Genomic DNA, 14,472 nt, shown 5'->3' on the forward strand with positions numbered 1-14,472 from the left:
TGTGTTTGTTCGTTGGTATATCGGCGACAAATGCCACGTTTTGGGACTTTTCAAACAGTCACTTATGCCAGGCCTCACCATCGCCTATGTCATCCCGATGATCCCATTTGTCATGTGGATGTTTGCCGTGGCTGGATGGTTCATCATGGTCTGTGAGTCCGTGATTGCAGCGCCTCTGTGGATGCTCGCGCATATGACCATAAACGGGGAGGGGCTGCACGGTCATGCAAAACAGGGTTATGCCCTTCTGTTCAATGTCATCTTCCGACCGGTGCTGATGCTGTTCGGGCTTTTCCTCGGATATTTTATATTTGATTCAGTGTCGTGGCTGATCCACATGTGTTTCGGCATTGCGGCCGGACTGGTGCTGTCAAACGGTTGGATCGTGAGCAACTTCCTCGGCATGATTGTTCTGGTCAGCCTGTTTGTCATGATTCATGTCACTTTGGCGTTCATTTCATTCAGGATGATCTCGATCCTGCCCCAGCGGGTTCCCGCCATGATCGGATTTGGTGACGTGGACCGGGTCGACATCGACCAGTTCAGCCGGGACGCCGCCGTTGTCGGTATGGCAGGCACGTTGCTCTCGATTCAGCAGTCTCTGGCAGGAAATAAAGCAGATAATCAGAATGGGCCGGGACAGGGCAACGGTGGCATATCTTCTGGTGCTCGGGCCCTGATAAGTGATACAACAATGAAAAAGAGTGTCTGACTTTAGGGTCAGGAGGAACCGAGATGTCGAACTATGGTGGCCTGAGCGGGGCTGCAGCGTTCATGTTGGGGCGTGCATCGCACCAGTACGAACAGACGCTGGGAAACTCCATACAACGTGCGCTTTACGGCCGACGGTCTGCGCGACCGACAGAAGCCGATGAACTCGCTGACCTGCTTTCGCAGATGACAAGTTTACTGCGACAGAAGAACGCGGAATCTGACAGACTTGAGGAGCATCTGCTCAGATCCAGGGAATATGCTTCTGGTCTGGAGGCTCAGATCAAAGGCCTGAAAGACACCCTCGCTCTTGCAGATGCAGCAACTGCGCGGCAGGCAGCTCAACTCAAGGCTGCGGGGGACCGAGAGGAACGCTTGGCGTGCGATCTTGCGGCAGCCCACGACAAATACCATCGACTTAGCGATGATCATACAATGCTGAAGACCAAAGCCGAGAACATGGAACGACGCATTCGAGGCTATCTTTCCATGGAAGACGAGTGGAGAAAGCAGCAGTCCTAGTCGCAAGATACTTGGTCAGGATGGTCTCCTCTAAGCGGGAGACCATTCGTGAAACATTTCATTCTGCTTCTTGTTCTCTCCCCATGGCTTGCGGCATGCAGCGCTGGCAACGTGTCATCCGCTGCCCATGTGCATGGCCCAAAGGCTCCCCCAACCAGACATGCGCGTTATGATCCGCACGCTGCATACGGATCGACACGCGTAATCTGGACACCCCCCACGTACGATCGCGCCGGTACGATCGTCCGGCCTGATGATCCACGGGCGATGTCGGGGCGCGAGGATTATGAACACGCCTCCTGGGCAACAGGCGCTCAGGGCGGCGACAAGAACGCGCCACCCGGCACGTTCTGAGTGCTCCGCCGATCCTATCTATTCACCAGCGTAATGCAGATGGACTTGCGGTTACGGCCTGCGGGGAATGAGGCTGTCAGCGGTGGCGACAAATTGGCGGGCAGAACCCAGGCGGCGTTCGCGGATCTGCCAGTTGAGCCACGCGTTCTGAAACGCCACGAGTGCCAGAAATGTCCAGAAGGGCGCGAACTCCAGCGCAGCAAGGAGTTGGCTGCCCTTCCAGTGGGAAAGGAGCATTTCTCCGGCCCAGCCAAGAACCAGAACAACAGCGAGCATACTGGCAGCAAGCGCCCGTCTGTATGTCTCATGCTGTCTCTGATTGAGCAAGATCGCCACAACGCAGGGTTCGACGCAATATTCGGCAGCGATCGCGGCGATATCAATAGGGGTACCGTCTGGCGCCCGCGGGCCCTGCATACCGACTTTAGGCTTCAGTAATGCCTTCCCGAGGGCTTCAATCAGCGCGGCATTTCTCGTCACATCGGACCAGGCGACCAATGTACGTGGATCGCCAATCACGAGGCGGGCAAGCTTGCGCGTTCTTGCAAAAAAACGTCGCGGGCCGGTCTGGTCCTGTCGTGTCTTCATTGCGAGACCGAGGTGAGAAACGTGGCGACATCCGTGGGAACTCCATCGAGCCGGCCGATCCCGCCATTGCGGTGCATCCAGACGAACGTTGGTGTCCCTGTGAGCCCTATCTGCCGTGCAATCCGGGTATTACGGGCAAGCTTCTCCCCACTATCCGGTTCAGGTGCAGCCAATCCCGGGTTTAGACGACCGTTGACCCACGCTTGTGCCATCTCGTTTGCCGGGAGCGACAGCATGGCTTTCGCATTGACGGTACTGGCGCCGTTATCCTCGTAATCAAGCAACGACAGCGGGACTATTTTCAGGCGAACTTTCCCTGCATCGATTGCGGGCTGAAGGATATGCATCGCTTTCATCGAGTAGATACATTGCGGGTCTATGAACATCATGACTTCCGGGGCTGAAGGTGTCCCTATAAGGCCTCCCGAGAGACCCTGGAGCCCGGACTGTTCGTTAGCGTCGGATGAAGGGCCAGAGATACTGATTTCCGGTACGGCTCCCGAAATGCCCCTGATCTGGTCTTTTGTGATGTCCTGTCCAGTGGCGCCCCACATGCGGGCCGCGACTGCTGCCTTGCCATCCGGGGTCGCATAGACGACCTGAAAACGGTTATCCGCCCGAACAAACATTCCCCTGATGCCATCGACCGGTGCGAGATCGTGGGCGCGCGATCCGGCCAGGGAACGTAGGGTGTCGTATGGTACCGGGATCAGCGTGCCGCTAAGCACGATCGCATGGCTTTCCGGAGCGAAAAAGACGAGGAGTTCGTTCCGGGTATGGGCGATGCCAGCTTCGAACCCGTGGAAATCGGGTAATTTTTCGATGTTGGCCCCTGCGATGCCAAGATGGGCGACTGCATCGGTCCTATCTTTATCATTGTGTTCCAGGGGCGGCCCTATGGTATCGCTCCTGGACTCAATCGGAGTAGACACAGAGCATTGCTGTCCTCGCGCTGGCGCGTGCATGAGCAGGAGAAATGGCAACACGTAGAAACTGCGCATGGCGGACTCCGGACAATACCTATGTCCCGTACGCCCTGATCATGCGACTGCGATTAAAAAATCATTCCTTTTCGTTCCCCCTTTCTCGAGACAGGGGATTTTCAAAAGGGGGGTTGATCGGGGAGAGAATAAACGTCTCTCCTGCTTCGCTTCCTAACTCCTCGACCGACATCTCGCTTATCATTTTTACAAGAATATCAACGCGGAGTTGCAAATAATGGGAATTCGGGTGGTCGTCTTTCAGCTGACGGCCTTTTTCGTGGCAAAGCACCAGAATGGGGTGCAATGATCTTGCCTGCTCACGCCTGGCAGTTGATGTTTTCACTGGAGAAGCAATGTATTCAATATTGCATCTCAGCGCTAAGAGCCCGATCCGAAAGTTTTTCAACCCTGACAATGCCTTGCTGTCCGTCGTGTGAGCATTCGGATTGAGGCGATCAATGTCCATGCGGTTGAGGAAGCAATGGATTGTTCCCAATCTTTGGCGAGCCGCCTGCATCGTCCCAGCCATGCGAATGTCCGTTCCACCACCCAGCGACGCGGCAGGATCTGAAAACCCTTCACCGTATCGGACCGCCTGATGATTTCGAGGGTCCATTTTCCCATGGAGGCGAGCGCGGATCGCAATTTGTCGCCAGCATAGCCGCCATCAGCGAAGATGTGGCGCAGCCAGGGAAAGCGCCTGCGTATCGCTGCCAGAACATCAACGGCCCCATCACGGTCCTGGATATCAGCGGCATGAACGAGGAGAAAGATCAGGAAGCCGCAGGTATCCGTCACGATATGGCGCTTGCGGCCCTTGACCTTCTTCCCCGCGTCATAGCCCGAAATCCCGCCGCTTTCCGTGGTTTTCACCGACTGGCTGTCAATCACGCCCGCGCTCGGAGAGGCGTCACGTCCCTCGATCTCGCGCAGGCTCATGACCAGCACCGTATTCATGACCTCGAACACTCCGGCATCACGCCAGGCGTAAAAATAGCGCCTGATGGTCGAGACCGGCGGAAAGCATTTCGGCAGCAGACGCCACGCACACCCGGCCGAGGCTATGTAGAGCATCGCATTGACCACCTCGCGCATATCCGTCGTGCGCGGACGACCGCCCCGTTTCGCCGGGGGCACAAATGGCATGATCAAAGTCCACTCCCCGTCCGTCATGTCCGATGGATATCGCAATCTTTCCCGGCTATACTCGCGCCGGGCAATACCAGTCCATGTCACCATTCACTCCATCTCTCTGCAAAGACGGATGAATCACAACAGGCTGGTATTGTTCAAAAACTTTCGGATCGGGCTCTAAAATCGCCTGAACCAGCGTCAGGCATAGCTGTCCGGATTGTTCGTCATCGATAAGCTCGAAACGCGAGCGAAGTTCATCAAACTTCATGTCATCCTCACACGGATCAAGACGAACACACTGAAGCAACGTGGTGCACCGTTGCCATGTTTCTTACGGAGCGCTGGAGCGGCATAACCCGATATACTTTGCTATTATTGACGATTTTTGTCGTGATTTAATCTGGTCACATAGCTCCACGGACTCATGATCAGGCTGCTCAATCTACACGATTCCGTCTTGTTGTAACGTATATCTCATCATTGTTACCAAGTGTATCGTCTATGTTCTGCGGGCAACGCATGTTCGAAACATCCAGAGTGCTCTTTGGCTGATCGATTGACACTCACGCCTGAGTGGCGAGAAAAAGGGTCTTCTACGTCATCTTCCGACCGGGTTGTGGCTTGAGGCCACCATCAATGTGCTGGATGATTGACGTATCGGAAGACATCCGCATCGTACCATCCGACCTATAGATCGCAGGCAATGATCCATGCATGCTCCACGCGGCGTTGCAAAAGGCTGAAAGGAGTTCAGAATATCTGTACTTGAATAATAGATCATGTTAGCATCATGCGATGCGCAGGACCAATATGACATCCAGAAGATCAAGGAGCGCCGTTCCCCCAGGGAAAACAATACAGCTTGGACTGTTCCCGCTATCTGTCCAGTTGCGTCGTATTCAACCCAGTTTCAATGAGTGGCGGTATTACGGACTGTCAGTTCAGCCCGACCTGTTCGGTGGTGCCGCGCTTGTTCGTAACTGGGGCAGGATCGGGACAGCTGGCACCCAGCGCGTGGATCTCTATCCCGACGAAGGCGCCGCGGTGAATGCTCTGACCGCGATGATCCGTTATCGCTTGAAACGCGGCTATATCGTTACACAGTCATGACTGGCTGCATTACCTGCAGGGGTAATCCGGTGTGATCATCAGACAGGTGAAAGAGATAAATACTGTATCCGCTCACCACGTCATGGAAAATTCGTGTGTGGATATATTCGGACTAAAAAACTTATCATCGACATTGAGGTGAGCCGTAGTTTTCGTGAAAGGCCCGCTGCATAAGCCAGTTTACGCCGTCTGATAGCGTAATCAGGGGCAGGCTCCGCCGCATACAATTTGCGTAAAACTTGATGTTCATGGTGCAATGTGATCGATGTAGGCAACGTGCCGCAATATATAATTCAGCTTTCGATACGCCATATTTTGCCGATTGCATAAAGACTTACACTCCGGCAATGTTATTCGGTAAAAATATAGCGGAGAGGCTTTATCATGGACCAATCGGACGACCTATCCCCGGCAATTGTAATTGCCATGAGCGACATCGTGGCAGCGCATCTCGGCAATACCAATACCTCTCTGCCGACAGAACATGTCCCGGCGTTTATCCGCGATGTCTACGCTGCTATCCGCGAAACAACACCGGCCCCAGAGAAAAACAGCAGCACTCCGGCCCAGCAGCCCGCAGTTCCAGTCGGGCAGTCGGTATTTCCTGACTACATCGTCTGTCTGGAAGATGGCAAAAAACTCAAAATGCTCAAGCGTCACCTGCAGACAAGGTATGGAATGACGCCAACGCAATACCGAGAGAAGTGGCAGCTTCCTATGGATTATCCCATGGTTGCTCCGGAGTATGCCAAAATGCGGGCGGCTCTGGCGCGAGACGCGGGCCTTGGACGTAAGGTTTTGGTGCCCCAGACCGCTCCCGTGGACGAAGCAACCGCAGCACCTTCTGTCGATAGTGCGACGAAAGAAGTGTTGGTCGACACTGCTGAGGCTGTAGTACCCCCCAAAAAAACGATTTCGAAGCGATCCAGGTCGTCGGCAACTGAAACAGGATCTTCTGCGGCATCGCCAAAGAAAACGCCGGGTTCCAAGACTTCAGCGAGACCGCGTGGGGTACGGAAGACCGGCACGAAAGCAAAAGGGGCCAAGGTCTGACTGATCAGCCCGGCCTATCGGGCTTGGTTATAAGGCAGTCAGGCATCACCCGAACTTCAGGATGATCAGATGATGAATGTCCATGAGGAAGGTGATCGAGTTATCATTGAGCCAGTTCGCGCCACACCGCCCAAACTGGAAGATCTCGTCGCCGGGATTAGCGATCTGAACGGGCATGATGAAATTGACTTTGGACAGTCTGTAGGTGACGAAAGCTGGTGAGCATCAAATCCCAGGTCACGTGGGTTCCTGATTGCGGCGACATTGTTTGGTTGGAATTTGATCCTCAGGCAGGGCGGGAACAGGCTGTGCATTGGCTAGCGGTGGTTCTCGCCCCTGCGAGTTATAATGCCAAAGCGGGGATGGTGCTTTGCTGCCCCATGATCACTAAAATCAAAGGCTATTTGTTTGAGGTGGCCGTGGTCGGAAAACCCGCCAGTGTGGTCCTTTCTGATCAGGTGAGAAGTCTGGATTGGCGGGTGCGGAACGCGAAGCTCAAAGGAAAGCTCTTCAGGCCGGGAATATGGATCAACTGACAGACTGATCCTGCAACCGGATTTCCATGTCTTATAATATTTGTTATGCCAACAAACAGTTCAGGTTGCCTCCTGCGGGTGATGTATGGAAGTCGCTTAGCAGTCTGTCGGGTTGGGAATGTTAACAGATCATAACCTCTAGTTAACGATAAGCTGAAATGCAGTCTAATCTGGCCGTCGCATCAGCCTAAGCCATTCTTTGGCAGCGCCCGAAAGATAGCCGCCGCGCCGCCAGGCAAGTGTCATATGCCAGAGCATGTCCGGATCATTGAGTGCGATGGCCCGAATGCCGTCGTGCTGACGGGTTTCCACCATCATGCGGGGTAGGAAGCCAATGCCCAGTCCCGCCGCGATCAGGTCAAAAAGGAATTCAACCTGTGTTGAACGGGCCGTGACCTTTGGCGTAAAGCCGCTGCGACGGCAGGCCGCAAGCACGATCTGGTTCAGTGAAAATCCTGTCTCGAACAGCAGAAAGGGAGAATCAGCGAATGCGGTAATCGAGACTGATCTACGCGCCATCAGCGGATGGCCCGCCGCGACCACCGCTACAACAGGTTCCACGCAGACATCTTGCCATGAGAACTCATCGGGAAAGGGAAGAAGCAGGCCAGCAAGATCAATCTCGCCCGCGCGCAGCAGGTTCATCAGATCCTGGCAGCCGCGTTCGATCAACTGGATCTTGATACCGGGATAACGGTCACGGAACGCCACGAAAGTCGGCGCGAACAGCGTGTCGCTGCCGATCGGTGGCAGGCCAAGCCGCAATTCACCGTGCTTCAGCCCACGCAATTCCCGCAGTTCCACCAGCAGGTCGTCGCGTTCAGCCAGGATCGTCTGGGCCCGGCGCAGGACCACATCGCCAGCATCAGTCAGCGTGATACCCGGGGCCGCCCGGTCGATCAGGACAAGGTCCAGTTCATCTTCCAGCCGCTTCACCGCCTTGCTTACGGTTGACTGGGTGGACAGCACCGCCTTGGCCGCCTGCGAGAAACCACCTTCGCGCACGACCGCGATAAACAGTCGTAATATATTGATATCCATATTCTATTCCATATCGGACTTATGTTCATTCATCCAATTCGTTTTTTTCACGTCCACGTCATTTCCCGCGCTGCATCCAGGGGAATAATCCTCTCTCCACCGGCCGCAGAGCCGGGCAAGGGGGAGGAGTTCGTCACATGGCGACTGGAACCGAAGACTTTGGTGACTTTGACTATATTGTAATCGGCGCGGGCAGTGCGGGTTGTGTACTTGCAAACCGTCTCAGTGCCGATCCACGCAACAGGGTGCTGGTTCTGGAAGCCGGCGGCAACGACAACTGGATATGGATCCATATCCCGGTCGGGTACCTGTTCGCGATGGGTAACCCGCGTGCGGACTGGATGTTCAGGACCGATCCGGAATCCCATCTGGGCAACCGCGTGCTGAATTACCCGCGTGGACGGCTGCTGGGCGGGTGTTCGTCTATCAACGGCATGATCTACATGCGCGGGCAGGCCGCCGATTATGATGGCTGGCGGCAGATGGGCAATACGGGATGGGGATGGGATGATGTCCTGCCCTATTTCCTCAAGGCAGAAGATAACTTCGCGGGTGCCAGCGCCTTTCATGGCGTGGGTGGGCCGCTGCATGTTGACCGGCAGCGGTTGCGGTGGAAACTGCTTGATGCCTTCCGCGACGCCGCCGCACAGGCGGGCATCCCGAAGATAGACGACTTCAACCGGGGTGATAACGAAGGGTCATCCTATTTTCAGGTAACGCAGAAAAACGGGTTTCGCTGGAGTGCGGCGCGCGGCTACCTGCACCCGGTCATGAAACGGCCCAACCTGCGCGTGCAGATCGGCGCACTGGTTCATCGCATCCTGTTCCGCGATGGTCGCGCAATCGGGGTGCGCTTTGAAGTCAACGGTGTGGTCCGGACTGTTCATGCCCGTGCCGAGGTAATTCTGTCGGCCGGCGCTATCGGGACGCCTGCAATCCTTCAACGTTCGGGCATCGGGCCGGGGGAACGACTACAGGAGTTTGGCATCGAGGTCGTACGGGATCTGCCCGGCGTGGGTGAGAACCTTCAGGACCACCTGCAGATCCGCAGCGCTTACAGGGTCAGCGGTGTTGAAACGCTCAACACCGAAGCCGGATCCCTGTTGGGCAAGGCGAAGATCGGCCTGCAATATCTGCTGACCCGGTCCGGCCCCATGTCGATGGCGCCAAGCCAGCTGGGTATCTTTGCCCGCTCCGGCCCCCGCTATGCGACGGCCAACCTGGAATATCATGTCCAGCCGCTCAGCCTTGCGGCCTTCGGCGGCAATCTTGATCCGTTTCCAGCCTTTACTGCGGCGGTGGCCAATGTCCGCCCCGAAAGCCGGGGCAGCGTCCACCTTAAATCTGCTGACCCAGCCGTGCCGCCCGCCATCCACCCCAACTACCTCTCGACGGAAGAAGACCGACGCGTGGCGATTGAGTCCGTACGCCTGACGAGACGGATAGTGGGGCAATCCGCACTGGCACGCTACCGGCCAGAGGAGTTTCGTCCCGGTCCGTCGGTACAGAGCGATGCCGATCTGGAACAGGCGATCGGGGAAATCTCCACCACTATCTTTCACCCCGTGGGCACCGCCGCCATGGGGCAGGGATCGCAGGCCGTGGTTGACCACGAACTGCGTGTACATGGCATGGCGGGGCTTCGTGTCGCGGATGCCTCGATCATGCCGCGCATTACCTCGGGCAATACCAATGCCCCGAGCATCATGATCGGTGAGAAAGCGTCGGCAATGATCCTCAATGCCGCCAGATTACCGTCAACCCCGGCGCTTGTCGCCTGAAGCAAGGACTGATTACATGCCTCTTATTCGTTTTGACATGCTTGAAGGCCGTTCCGAAAAAGAACTGACCGCCATACTGGATGCCGCCCATCAGGCGATGCTGGACGCCTTCGGCGTGCCGCCACGTGACCGGTACCAGATCATATATGAACACAAGAAAAGCCGTGTGCGCATTGAGGATACCGGACTGGGTATTGCGCGTACTGACGATGTGATGATCATCTCGGTTACCACACGTCCGCGCACGGTCGATGAAAAAACCGCCTTCTACCGCCTGTTGACCGAGGCCCTGACCGAAAAGTGTGGCATCGCGTCCAGCGACGTGATGGTCAACTATGTTGAAAACACGGATGCCGACTGGTCTTTTGGTAACGGGGAAGCCCAGTTCCTGACCGGCAAGCTCGGGACGCCTAAAGTCTCGTGATTTGAAGACGGACAAGGCCGAGATCCTGACTCGGTCTTGTCTTTTAAGTATATCACAATCCTCGTCCATATAGACAATATCTTGCGCGGTTGTCGTAACGAATGCACTGCGATGAAATCATTATTTTCAGTGACCAAAAATAGACGTCTTTTATTCTATCTGACCGGCCGTTGTGCAAATCCTAAGGGGTATTATGCATTAGGCGCGAGTATGGCGGCTGTACACATGGCTACACCGATTATCCTTTCCATAATCAATAAACAGGGGAACGGACCAATGAGTTTTTACCAGACCCTCAACCCGACCACGGAAACCGTGGAACGCACGTTCGAACTTCACACCGCCGCGCAGATGAAGGCGATTATCGATCGCGCGGACCATGTGTGGAAGACCGACTGGAAAAAGCGCGACATCGCAGTCCGCAAGGTCATCATGTCAAAGGCCGCCGACCTGCTTCGCCGTGACCGCATGAGACATGCACGCCTGATCGCGACCGAAATGGGTAAGGCGTTGCCTGACGCGCTGGAAGAAATCGACATCACTGCCGACATCCTCTCTTACTATGCCGAGGGTGCGGAGAAATTTCTCGCTCCCACGACCCTGAAGGTCAAGGAAGGCCATGCAAAGATCATCAACCAGCCGCTTGGCGTAATCTACTGCATCGAGCCCTGGAACTTCCCCTATTACCAGCTTGCCCGCGTGGCGGGGTCGAACCTGATGGCAGGCAATGTGGTCATCGCCAAGCACGCGCCCAACGTGCCGCAATGCGCGCTGGCCTTTGAAAAGCTGTTCCATGACGCGGGCGCGCCTGTGGGCATCTATACCAACATCTTCCTCAACAACGACCAGTCCGCCGAACTGATCAAGGATTTCCGTATCCGTGGCGTCGCCCTGACCGGCAGCGAACGCGCGGGCCAGACGGTTGCGGCCGAAGCGGGTGCGGCGCTGAAGAAGGACACGATGGAACTGGGCGGCAGCGATGCCTTCATCGTGCTCGATGACGCGGACCTTGAACTGGCAATCAAATGGGCGACATGGGGCCGGTTCGCCAATAACGGGCAGGTCTGCACGGCGGCCAAGCGGATGATCGTGCATGAGAAGGTCTACGACGCCTTCCTCGCGGGTCTGAAAACCGCGATCACGCAGTTCCGCATTGGCGATCCGCTGGCTGAGGGTACCACCCATGGCCCGATGAGCAGCAAAAAGGCGCTCGACACCGCACTTGCGCAGACCGACGAAGCCGTCAAAGCAGGGGCAACTCTGGTGGCTGGTGGCAAGCGAATGGACCGCAAAGGCTTCTTCATGGGACCGACCATCCTGACCAATGTGTCAAAGGACAACCCGGTCTTCTATCAGGAGATTTTCGGCCCGGTCGCTGTGGTACATAAGGTTGCCTCGGAACATGAGGCCATCGAACTGGCCAATGATTCTCCTTACGGCCTCGGCGGGTCCGTGTTCTCCCGTGATCTTACACGTGCCGAAAAAGTGGCTGAACAGGTCGAGACCGGCATGATGTTCATCAACACCGCGACGGCTGCTGCACCGGAACTGCCCTTTGGCGGGATCAAGAATTCGGGATTTGGCCGCGAACTGTCCTTCCTCGGCATTGAGGAGTTCATCAATCGCAAGCTGATCCGCGTCGCCTGACAGGCATGATGCCGTTTCCTGTCCCGGATAAACTCCTGTCCGGGACAAATCTGCACTGCCCAAAAAGGCAAATGTCAACAGTGGTCGAGTGATACTGGCGAATGGAGCATGTCTGCTTTGCGAACCGGACAATTAGGCATCAAATGGCAGACATGAGGGCGACTGTCGCCCGTCCGCTTGTTCCATCAAACGGAAAATTCGTTCCGTTCCAAGGAACGAAAAGCTGCACGGAAGAGAGGTTATCGAAAGATAGCCTGTGTGGTAGAGTTCTGCTTCAGGAAACAGGGATTTTTCTTAAGTATGAAATTGCGGCAACTTGGTAAGAGCGGCTCTCAGGTATCCGAAATCGGTCTTGGGTGTATGAGCATGTCCGGCATGTATGGTCCGGCTGATCGGAAAGAAAGCATCGCTACCATCCATGCCGCGCTGGACGCCGGGATCACGCTTTTCGACACCGGCGATTTCTACGGCATGGGCCATAACGAGATGCTGATCGGTGAGGCGATCAGGGATATTCCTCGCGACAGATTCCTCGTCAGCGTCAAGTTTGGTGCAATGCGCGACCCGGGTGGCAACTGGGGTTCCTACGACGCGCGGCCTGCTGCCATAAAGAACTTCCTGGCCTATACCCTGCAACGGCTCGGGCTGGATCATATCGACATCTACCGGCCTGCACGGCTGGACCCGGCAGTGCCTATTGAAGAGACGATTGGCGCCATCGCCGAGATGGTTCAGGCCGGTTATGTCCGGCATATCGGCCTTTCGGAAGTTGGCCCGGAAACCATTCGGCGCGCGGCTTCCGTCCATCCGATCAGCGACCTTCAGATTGAATATTCGCTGATTTCGCGTGGTATCGAGGACAAAATTCTTCCTATCTGTCGTGAACTCGGCATCGGCATAACAGCCTATGGCGTGCTCGCGCGTGGTCTGATCAGCGGGCACTGGCAAGGGGCAAAGGGGCCAGGGGACTTTCGGGTTCGGAGCCCCCGCTTTCAGGAAGGCAACGTCGAGCGTAATCTGGCTCTCGTGGAGACATTACGCGGAATTGCAGCCACCAAAGACGCAAGTGTGGCCCAGTTGGCAATCGCCTGGGTGGCCGCACAGGGTGACGACATCGTGCCACTTGTAGGAGCCCGCCGGCGCGATCGTCTCTCCGAGGCGCTGGGAGCGCTCGATCTTACGCTGACGCCCGACGATCTGGCTGCTATCGAGAAGGCTATTCCCAAAGGGGCTGCAGCCGGGGAACGCTACGATCCGAAACAGATGGCGGTACTCGACAGCGAGAAATCGGGGTTGGGGAAGGGTTAGGCGTAAGATAGAGCTGGTGCGGGTATCTGGGCTGCACGGCTCTTATCTTTACCACCCTCACAGGCGGCGCTCTTCAGCTTTTTTCAGATTGGCAGATACAGACACTTACGTCCGCTTTTCGGAATTTAGCATGATGCTTCCTGTGCCCGTCATGACGGCATATCCCGTCAATCCGCTACACTCCCAACTGACAGATCATATGGGTTGGAACGATCGATCGCCCATAACCCCATAAACGGGCCGGAAAACCGAACCAGAAAAACTTGGTTTTGTGCTAAAGAGGAGTATGTCCGACCGCTACTATTCTGATCTTCGCGCACTGTGCTGTATTATCGATCGAGGCAGTTTCGTTGCCGCTGCGAGAGAACTTTGCGTGTCGCGTTCAGCGCTCAGTGAAACGATCCGCCGACTGGAAAACTTTGTTGGCGTTCAGCTCCTGAACCGAACGACACGCAGTGTCAGCCCCACGCCCGCAGGAGAACGTCTGGCTGTGCGGTTTGGACTGGCGTTCGAAGAAATCGGGGCCGCTTTAAGCGAGGCCGGTGCAATGGGCGGCGAAATCGCTGGTCCGGTGAGAGTTCACGCGCAACGTCTTGGTTATGAGCTTTTTCTAAAACAGCTCCTGCCTGACTTTGTCCGACGTTTCCCCCGGATCAGCGTCGAGGTGCAGATCGACGATGCCGAAGTAGATATCGTACAGGAACGGTTCGACGTCGGCATACGGCTTGGGGAAATGCTGGATCAGGATGCTATTGCGTTCCCGCTTCAGTCCGGTTTGCGGCAGATTGCCGTTGCCGCCCCGGCTTACCTCGAACGGCACGGAGCGCCACTCCATCCGCGGGAGCTCCGCGATCATCTCTGTCTCGGTTTTCGCTGGCCGGGGCATGCTGCCCTGTACAACTGGGAATTCTGTGAAAACGGCGTCTGGTTCTCCGTGGCCGTATCCGGTCCACTGACCTTCAATGATCAGAGGGCAGCGCTTGATGCCGCCGTTGCTGGCGCGGGCATCGCATTATGGGTTGAGAGCGAGGTCCAGCCGCTCATCAAAGCCGGCCATCTTGTTCCCTTGCTGACAGAGTATTCCGCCGCTTTTCCAGGCTTTGCGCTTTACTATCCTCCGCATCGTCATCGCTCGACTGCGGTGAAGACCTTCATTGCCGCTGTGCGCAGTGCGAAGAAGCCGTGACCGATTGTACCTGCCCAGCCGTACAACACATCCCGAATATCCGGTATTAAACTTACGGCCCGGTCACTCCAGATGATGTTCTCGACATCAGAGG

At 56.0% G+C, this 14,472-nt stretch carries 16 protein-coding genes and 1 pseudogene; 10 read left to right on the plus strand and 7 right to left on the minus strand.

Annotated elements, in window-relative coordinates:
• Positions 1 to 61 precede the first annotated feature (61 nt).
• Both LDL32_RS17020 and LDL32_RS17025 read left to right on the plus strand, forming a co-directional pair.
• A pseudogene (locus tag LDL32_RS17020) lies at positions 62 to 712 on the plus strand (DotA/TraY family protein); the annotation flags it as partial.
• Positions 713 to 735: 23 nt separating this feature from the next.
• Entirely contained in the window at positions 736 to 1,233 is a 498-nt protein-coding gene (locus LDL32_RS17025) for a hypothetical protein (RefSeq protein ID WP_233069125.1), read from the plus strand.
• Between the two features lie 405 nt (positions 1,234 to 1,638).
• Here the strand turns inward: LDL32_RS17025 and LDL32_RS17030 are convergent, their stop codons facing one another.
• The 5 genes from LDL32_RS17030 to LDL32_RS17050 all read right to left on the minus strand — a co-directional run bounded on the left by LDL32_RS17030 (position 1,639) and on the right by LDL32_RS17050 (position 4,560).
• On the minus strand, positions 1,639 to 2,175 hold the full coding sequence (locus tag LDL32_RS17030; protein WP_233069127.1) for a hypothetical protein: 537 nt from the start codon (positions 2,173 to 2,175) through the stop codon (positions 1,639 to 1,641).
• Positions 2,172 to 3,176: a thiol:disulfide interchange protein gene (locus LDL32_RS17035; protein WP_233069129.1), complete on the minus strand. Its 1,005-nt coding sequence runs from the start codon at positions 3,174 to 3,176 to the stop codon at positions 2,172 to 2,174. The genes LDL32_RS17030 and LDL32_RS17035 overlap by 4 nt, the downstream gene beginning before the upstream one ends.
• 61 nt (positions 3,177 to 3,237) lie before the next feature.
• The gene (locus tag LDL32_RS17040; RefSeq protein WP_233069131.1) at positions 3,238 to 3,624 is read right to left on the minus strand and encodes a hypothetical protein; all 387 of its coding nucleotides are present in this window, start codon (positions 3,622 to 3,624) and stop codon (positions 3,238 to 3,240) included.
• Entirely contained in the window at positions 3,561 to 4,397 is an 837-nt protein-coding gene (locus LDL32_RS17045; protein WP_048856220.1) for an IS5 family transposase, read from the minus strand. Before LDL32_RS17045 ends, LDL32_RS17040 begins: the two co-directional genes overlap by 64 nt.
• A complete protein-coding gene (locus LDL32_RS17050) occupies positions 4,360 to 4,560 on the minus strand; it encodes a hypothetical protein (protein ID WP_233069133.1) in 201 nt (66 codons plus the stop codon). The genes LDL32_RS17045 and LDL32_RS17050 overlap by 38 nt, the downstream gene beginning before the upstream one ends.
• A gap of 542 nt (positions 4,561 to 5,102) precedes the next feature.
• On the opposite strand from LDL32_RS17050, the gene LDL32_RS17055 reads away from it, so the two are divergent.
• Positions 5,103 to 5,402, plus strand: a complete 300-nt coding sequence (locus LDL32_RS17055) for a WGR domain-containing protein (protein ID WP_110569789.1) — start codon at positions 5,103 to 5,105, stop codon at positions 5,400 to 5,402.
• Between the two features lie 426 nt (positions 5,403 to 5,828).
• Positions 5,829 to 6,455, plus strand: coding sequence for a MucR family transcriptional regulator (locus LDL32_RS17060; RefSeq protein WP_233069134.1), 627 nt, complete (start codon positions 5,829 to 5,831; stop codon positions 6,453 to 6,455).
• Between the two features lie 45 nt (positions 6,456 to 6,500).
• Here the strand turns inward: LDL32_RS17060 and LDL32_RS17900 are convergent, their stop codons facing one another.
• Positions 6,501 to 6,632, minus strand: coding sequence for a hypothetical protein (locus LDL32_RS17900; protein WP_255673966.1), 132 nt, complete (start codon positions 6,630 to 6,632; stop codon positions 6,501 to 6,503).
• A 41-nt stretch (positions 6,633 to 6,673) separates the two neighbouring features.
• Between LDL32_RS17900 and mazF the strand changes: the two genes are divergently transcribed.
• Positions 6,674 to 6,991: an endoribonuclease MazF gene (gene mazF / locus LDL32_RS17065; RefSeq protein WP_233069135.1), complete on the plus strand. Its 318-nt coding sequence runs from the start codon at positions 6,674 to 6,676 to the stop codon at positions 6,989 to 6,991.
• Positions 6,992 to 7,156: 165 nt separating this feature from the next.
• On the opposite strand, the gene LDL32_RS17070 is transcribed toward mazF, so the two are convergent.
• A complete protein-coding gene (locus LDL32_RS17070) occupies positions 7,157 to 8,032 on the minus strand; it encodes a LysR substrate-binding domain-containing protein (RefSeq protein WP_233069136.1) in 876 nt (291 codons plus the stop codon).
• A gap of 137 nt (positions 8,033 to 8,169) precedes the next feature.
• Between LDL32_RS17070 and LDL32_RS17075 the strand changes: the two genes are divergently transcribed.
• From LDL32_RS17075 to LDL32_RS17095, 5 genes are all read left to right on the plus strand, one after another.
• A complete protein-coding gene (locus LDL32_RS17075) occupies positions 8,170 to 9,813 on the plus strand; it encodes a GMC family oxidoreductase (RefSeq protein ID WP_233069137.1) in 1,644 nt (547 codons plus the stop codon).
• A 16-nt stretch (positions 9,814 to 9,829) separates the two neighbouring features.
• On the plus strand, positions 9,830 to 10,237 hold the full coding sequence (locus LDL32_RS17080) for a tautomerase family protein (protein ID WP_233069138.1): 408 nt from the start codon (positions 9,830 to 9,832) through the stop codon (positions 10,235 to 10,237).
• 276 nt (positions 10,238 to 10,513) lie between these two features.
• Complete coding sequence (locus tag LDL32_RS17085) at positions 10,514 to 11,884, plus strand: NAD-dependent succinate-semialdehyde dehydrogenase (RefSeq protein ID WP_233069139.1); 1,371 nt, start codon at positions 10,514 to 10,516, stop codon at positions 11,882 to 11,884.
• A 300-nt stretch (positions 11,885 to 12,184) separates the two neighbouring features.
• A complete protein-coding gene (locus tag LDL32_RS17090; protein ID WP_233069140.1) occupies positions 12,185 to 13,192 on the plus strand; it encodes an aldo/keto reductase in 1,008 nt (335 codons plus the stop codon).
• 286 nt (positions 13,193 to 13,478) lie between these two features.
• Complete coding sequence (locus LDL32_RS17095; RefSeq protein ID WP_233069141.1) at positions 13,479 to 14,378, plus strand: LysR family transcriptional regulator; 900 nt, start codon at positions 13,479 to 13,481, stop codon at positions 14,376 to 14,378.
• Positions 14,379 to 14,472 lie beyond the last annotated feature (94 nt).

The organism is Komagataeibacter sp. FNDCF1, from assembly GCF_021295335.1.
Taxonomy (GTDB): domain Bacteria; phylum Pseudomonadota; class Alphaproteobacteria; order Acetobacterales; family Acetobacteraceae; genus Komagataeibacter.

What these genes read in the sequence shown, in the direction of transcription:
- LDL32_RS17025 (WP_233069125.1), top strand. Translation starts at nt 736, where the DNA reads ATGTCGAACTATGGTGGCCTGAGCGGGGCTGCAGCGTTCATGTTGGGG.
- LDL32_RS17030 (WP_233069127.1), bottom strand. Translation starts at nt 2,175, where the DNA reads ATGAAGACACGACAGGACCAGACCGGCCCGCGACGTTTTTTTGCAAGA.
- LDL32_RS17035 (WP_233069129.1), bottom strand. Translation starts at nt 3,176, where the DNA reads ATGCGCAGTTTCTACGTGTTGCCATTTCTCCTGCTCATGCACGCGCCA.
- LDL32_RS17040 (WP_233069131.1), bottom strand. Translation starts at nt 3,624, where the DNA reads ATGGACATTGATCGCCTCAATCCGAATGCTCACACGACGGACAGCAAG.
- LDL32_RS17045 (WP_048856220.1), bottom strand. Translation starts at nt 4,397, where the DNA reads ATGGTGACATGGACTGGTATTGCCCGGCGCGAGTATAGCCGGGAAAGA.
- LDL32_RS17050 (WP_233069133.1), bottom strand. Translation starts at nt 4,560, where the DNA reads ATGAAGTTTGATGAACTTCGCTCGCGTTTCGAGCTTATCGATGACGAA.
- LDL32_RS17055 (WP_110569789.1), top strand. Translation starts at nt 5,103, where the DNA reads ATGACATCCAGAAGATCAAGGAGCGCCGTTCCCCCAGGGAAAACAATA.
- LDL32_RS17060 (WP_233069134.1), top strand. Translation starts at nt 5,829, where the DNA reads ATGAGCGACATCGTGGCAGCGCATCTCGGCAATACCAATACCTCTCTG.
- LDL32_RS17900 (WP_255673966.1), bottom strand. Translation starts at nt 6,632, where the DNA reads ATGCCCGTTCAGATCGCTAATCCCGGCGACGAGATCTTCCAGTTTGGG.
- LDL32_RS17070 (WP_233069136.1), bottom strand. Translation starts at nt 8,032, where the DNA reads ATGGATATCAATATATTACGACTGTTTATCGCGGTCGTGCGCGAAGGT.
- LDL32_RS17075 (WP_233069137.1), top strand. Translation starts at nt 8,170, where the DNA reads ATGGCGACTGGAACCGAAGACTTTGGTGACTTTGACTATATTGTAATC.
- LDL32_RS17080 (WP_233069138.1), top strand. Translation starts at nt 9,830, where the DNA reads ATGCCTCTTATTCGTTTTGACATGCTTGAAGGCCGTTCCGAAAAAGAA.
- LDL32_RS17085 (WP_233069139.1), top strand. Translation starts at nt 10,514, where the DNA reads ATGAGTTTTTACCAGACCCTCAACCCGACCACGGAAACCGTGGAACGC.
- LDL32_RS17090 (WP_233069140.1), top strand. Translation starts at nt 12,185, where the DNA reads ATGAAATTGCGGCAACTTGGTAAGAGCGGCTCTCAGGTATCCGAAATC.
- LDL32_RS17095 (WP_233069141.1), top strand. Translation starts at nt 13,479, where the DNA reads ATGTCCGACCGCTACTATTCTGATCTTCGCGCACTGTGCTGTATTATC.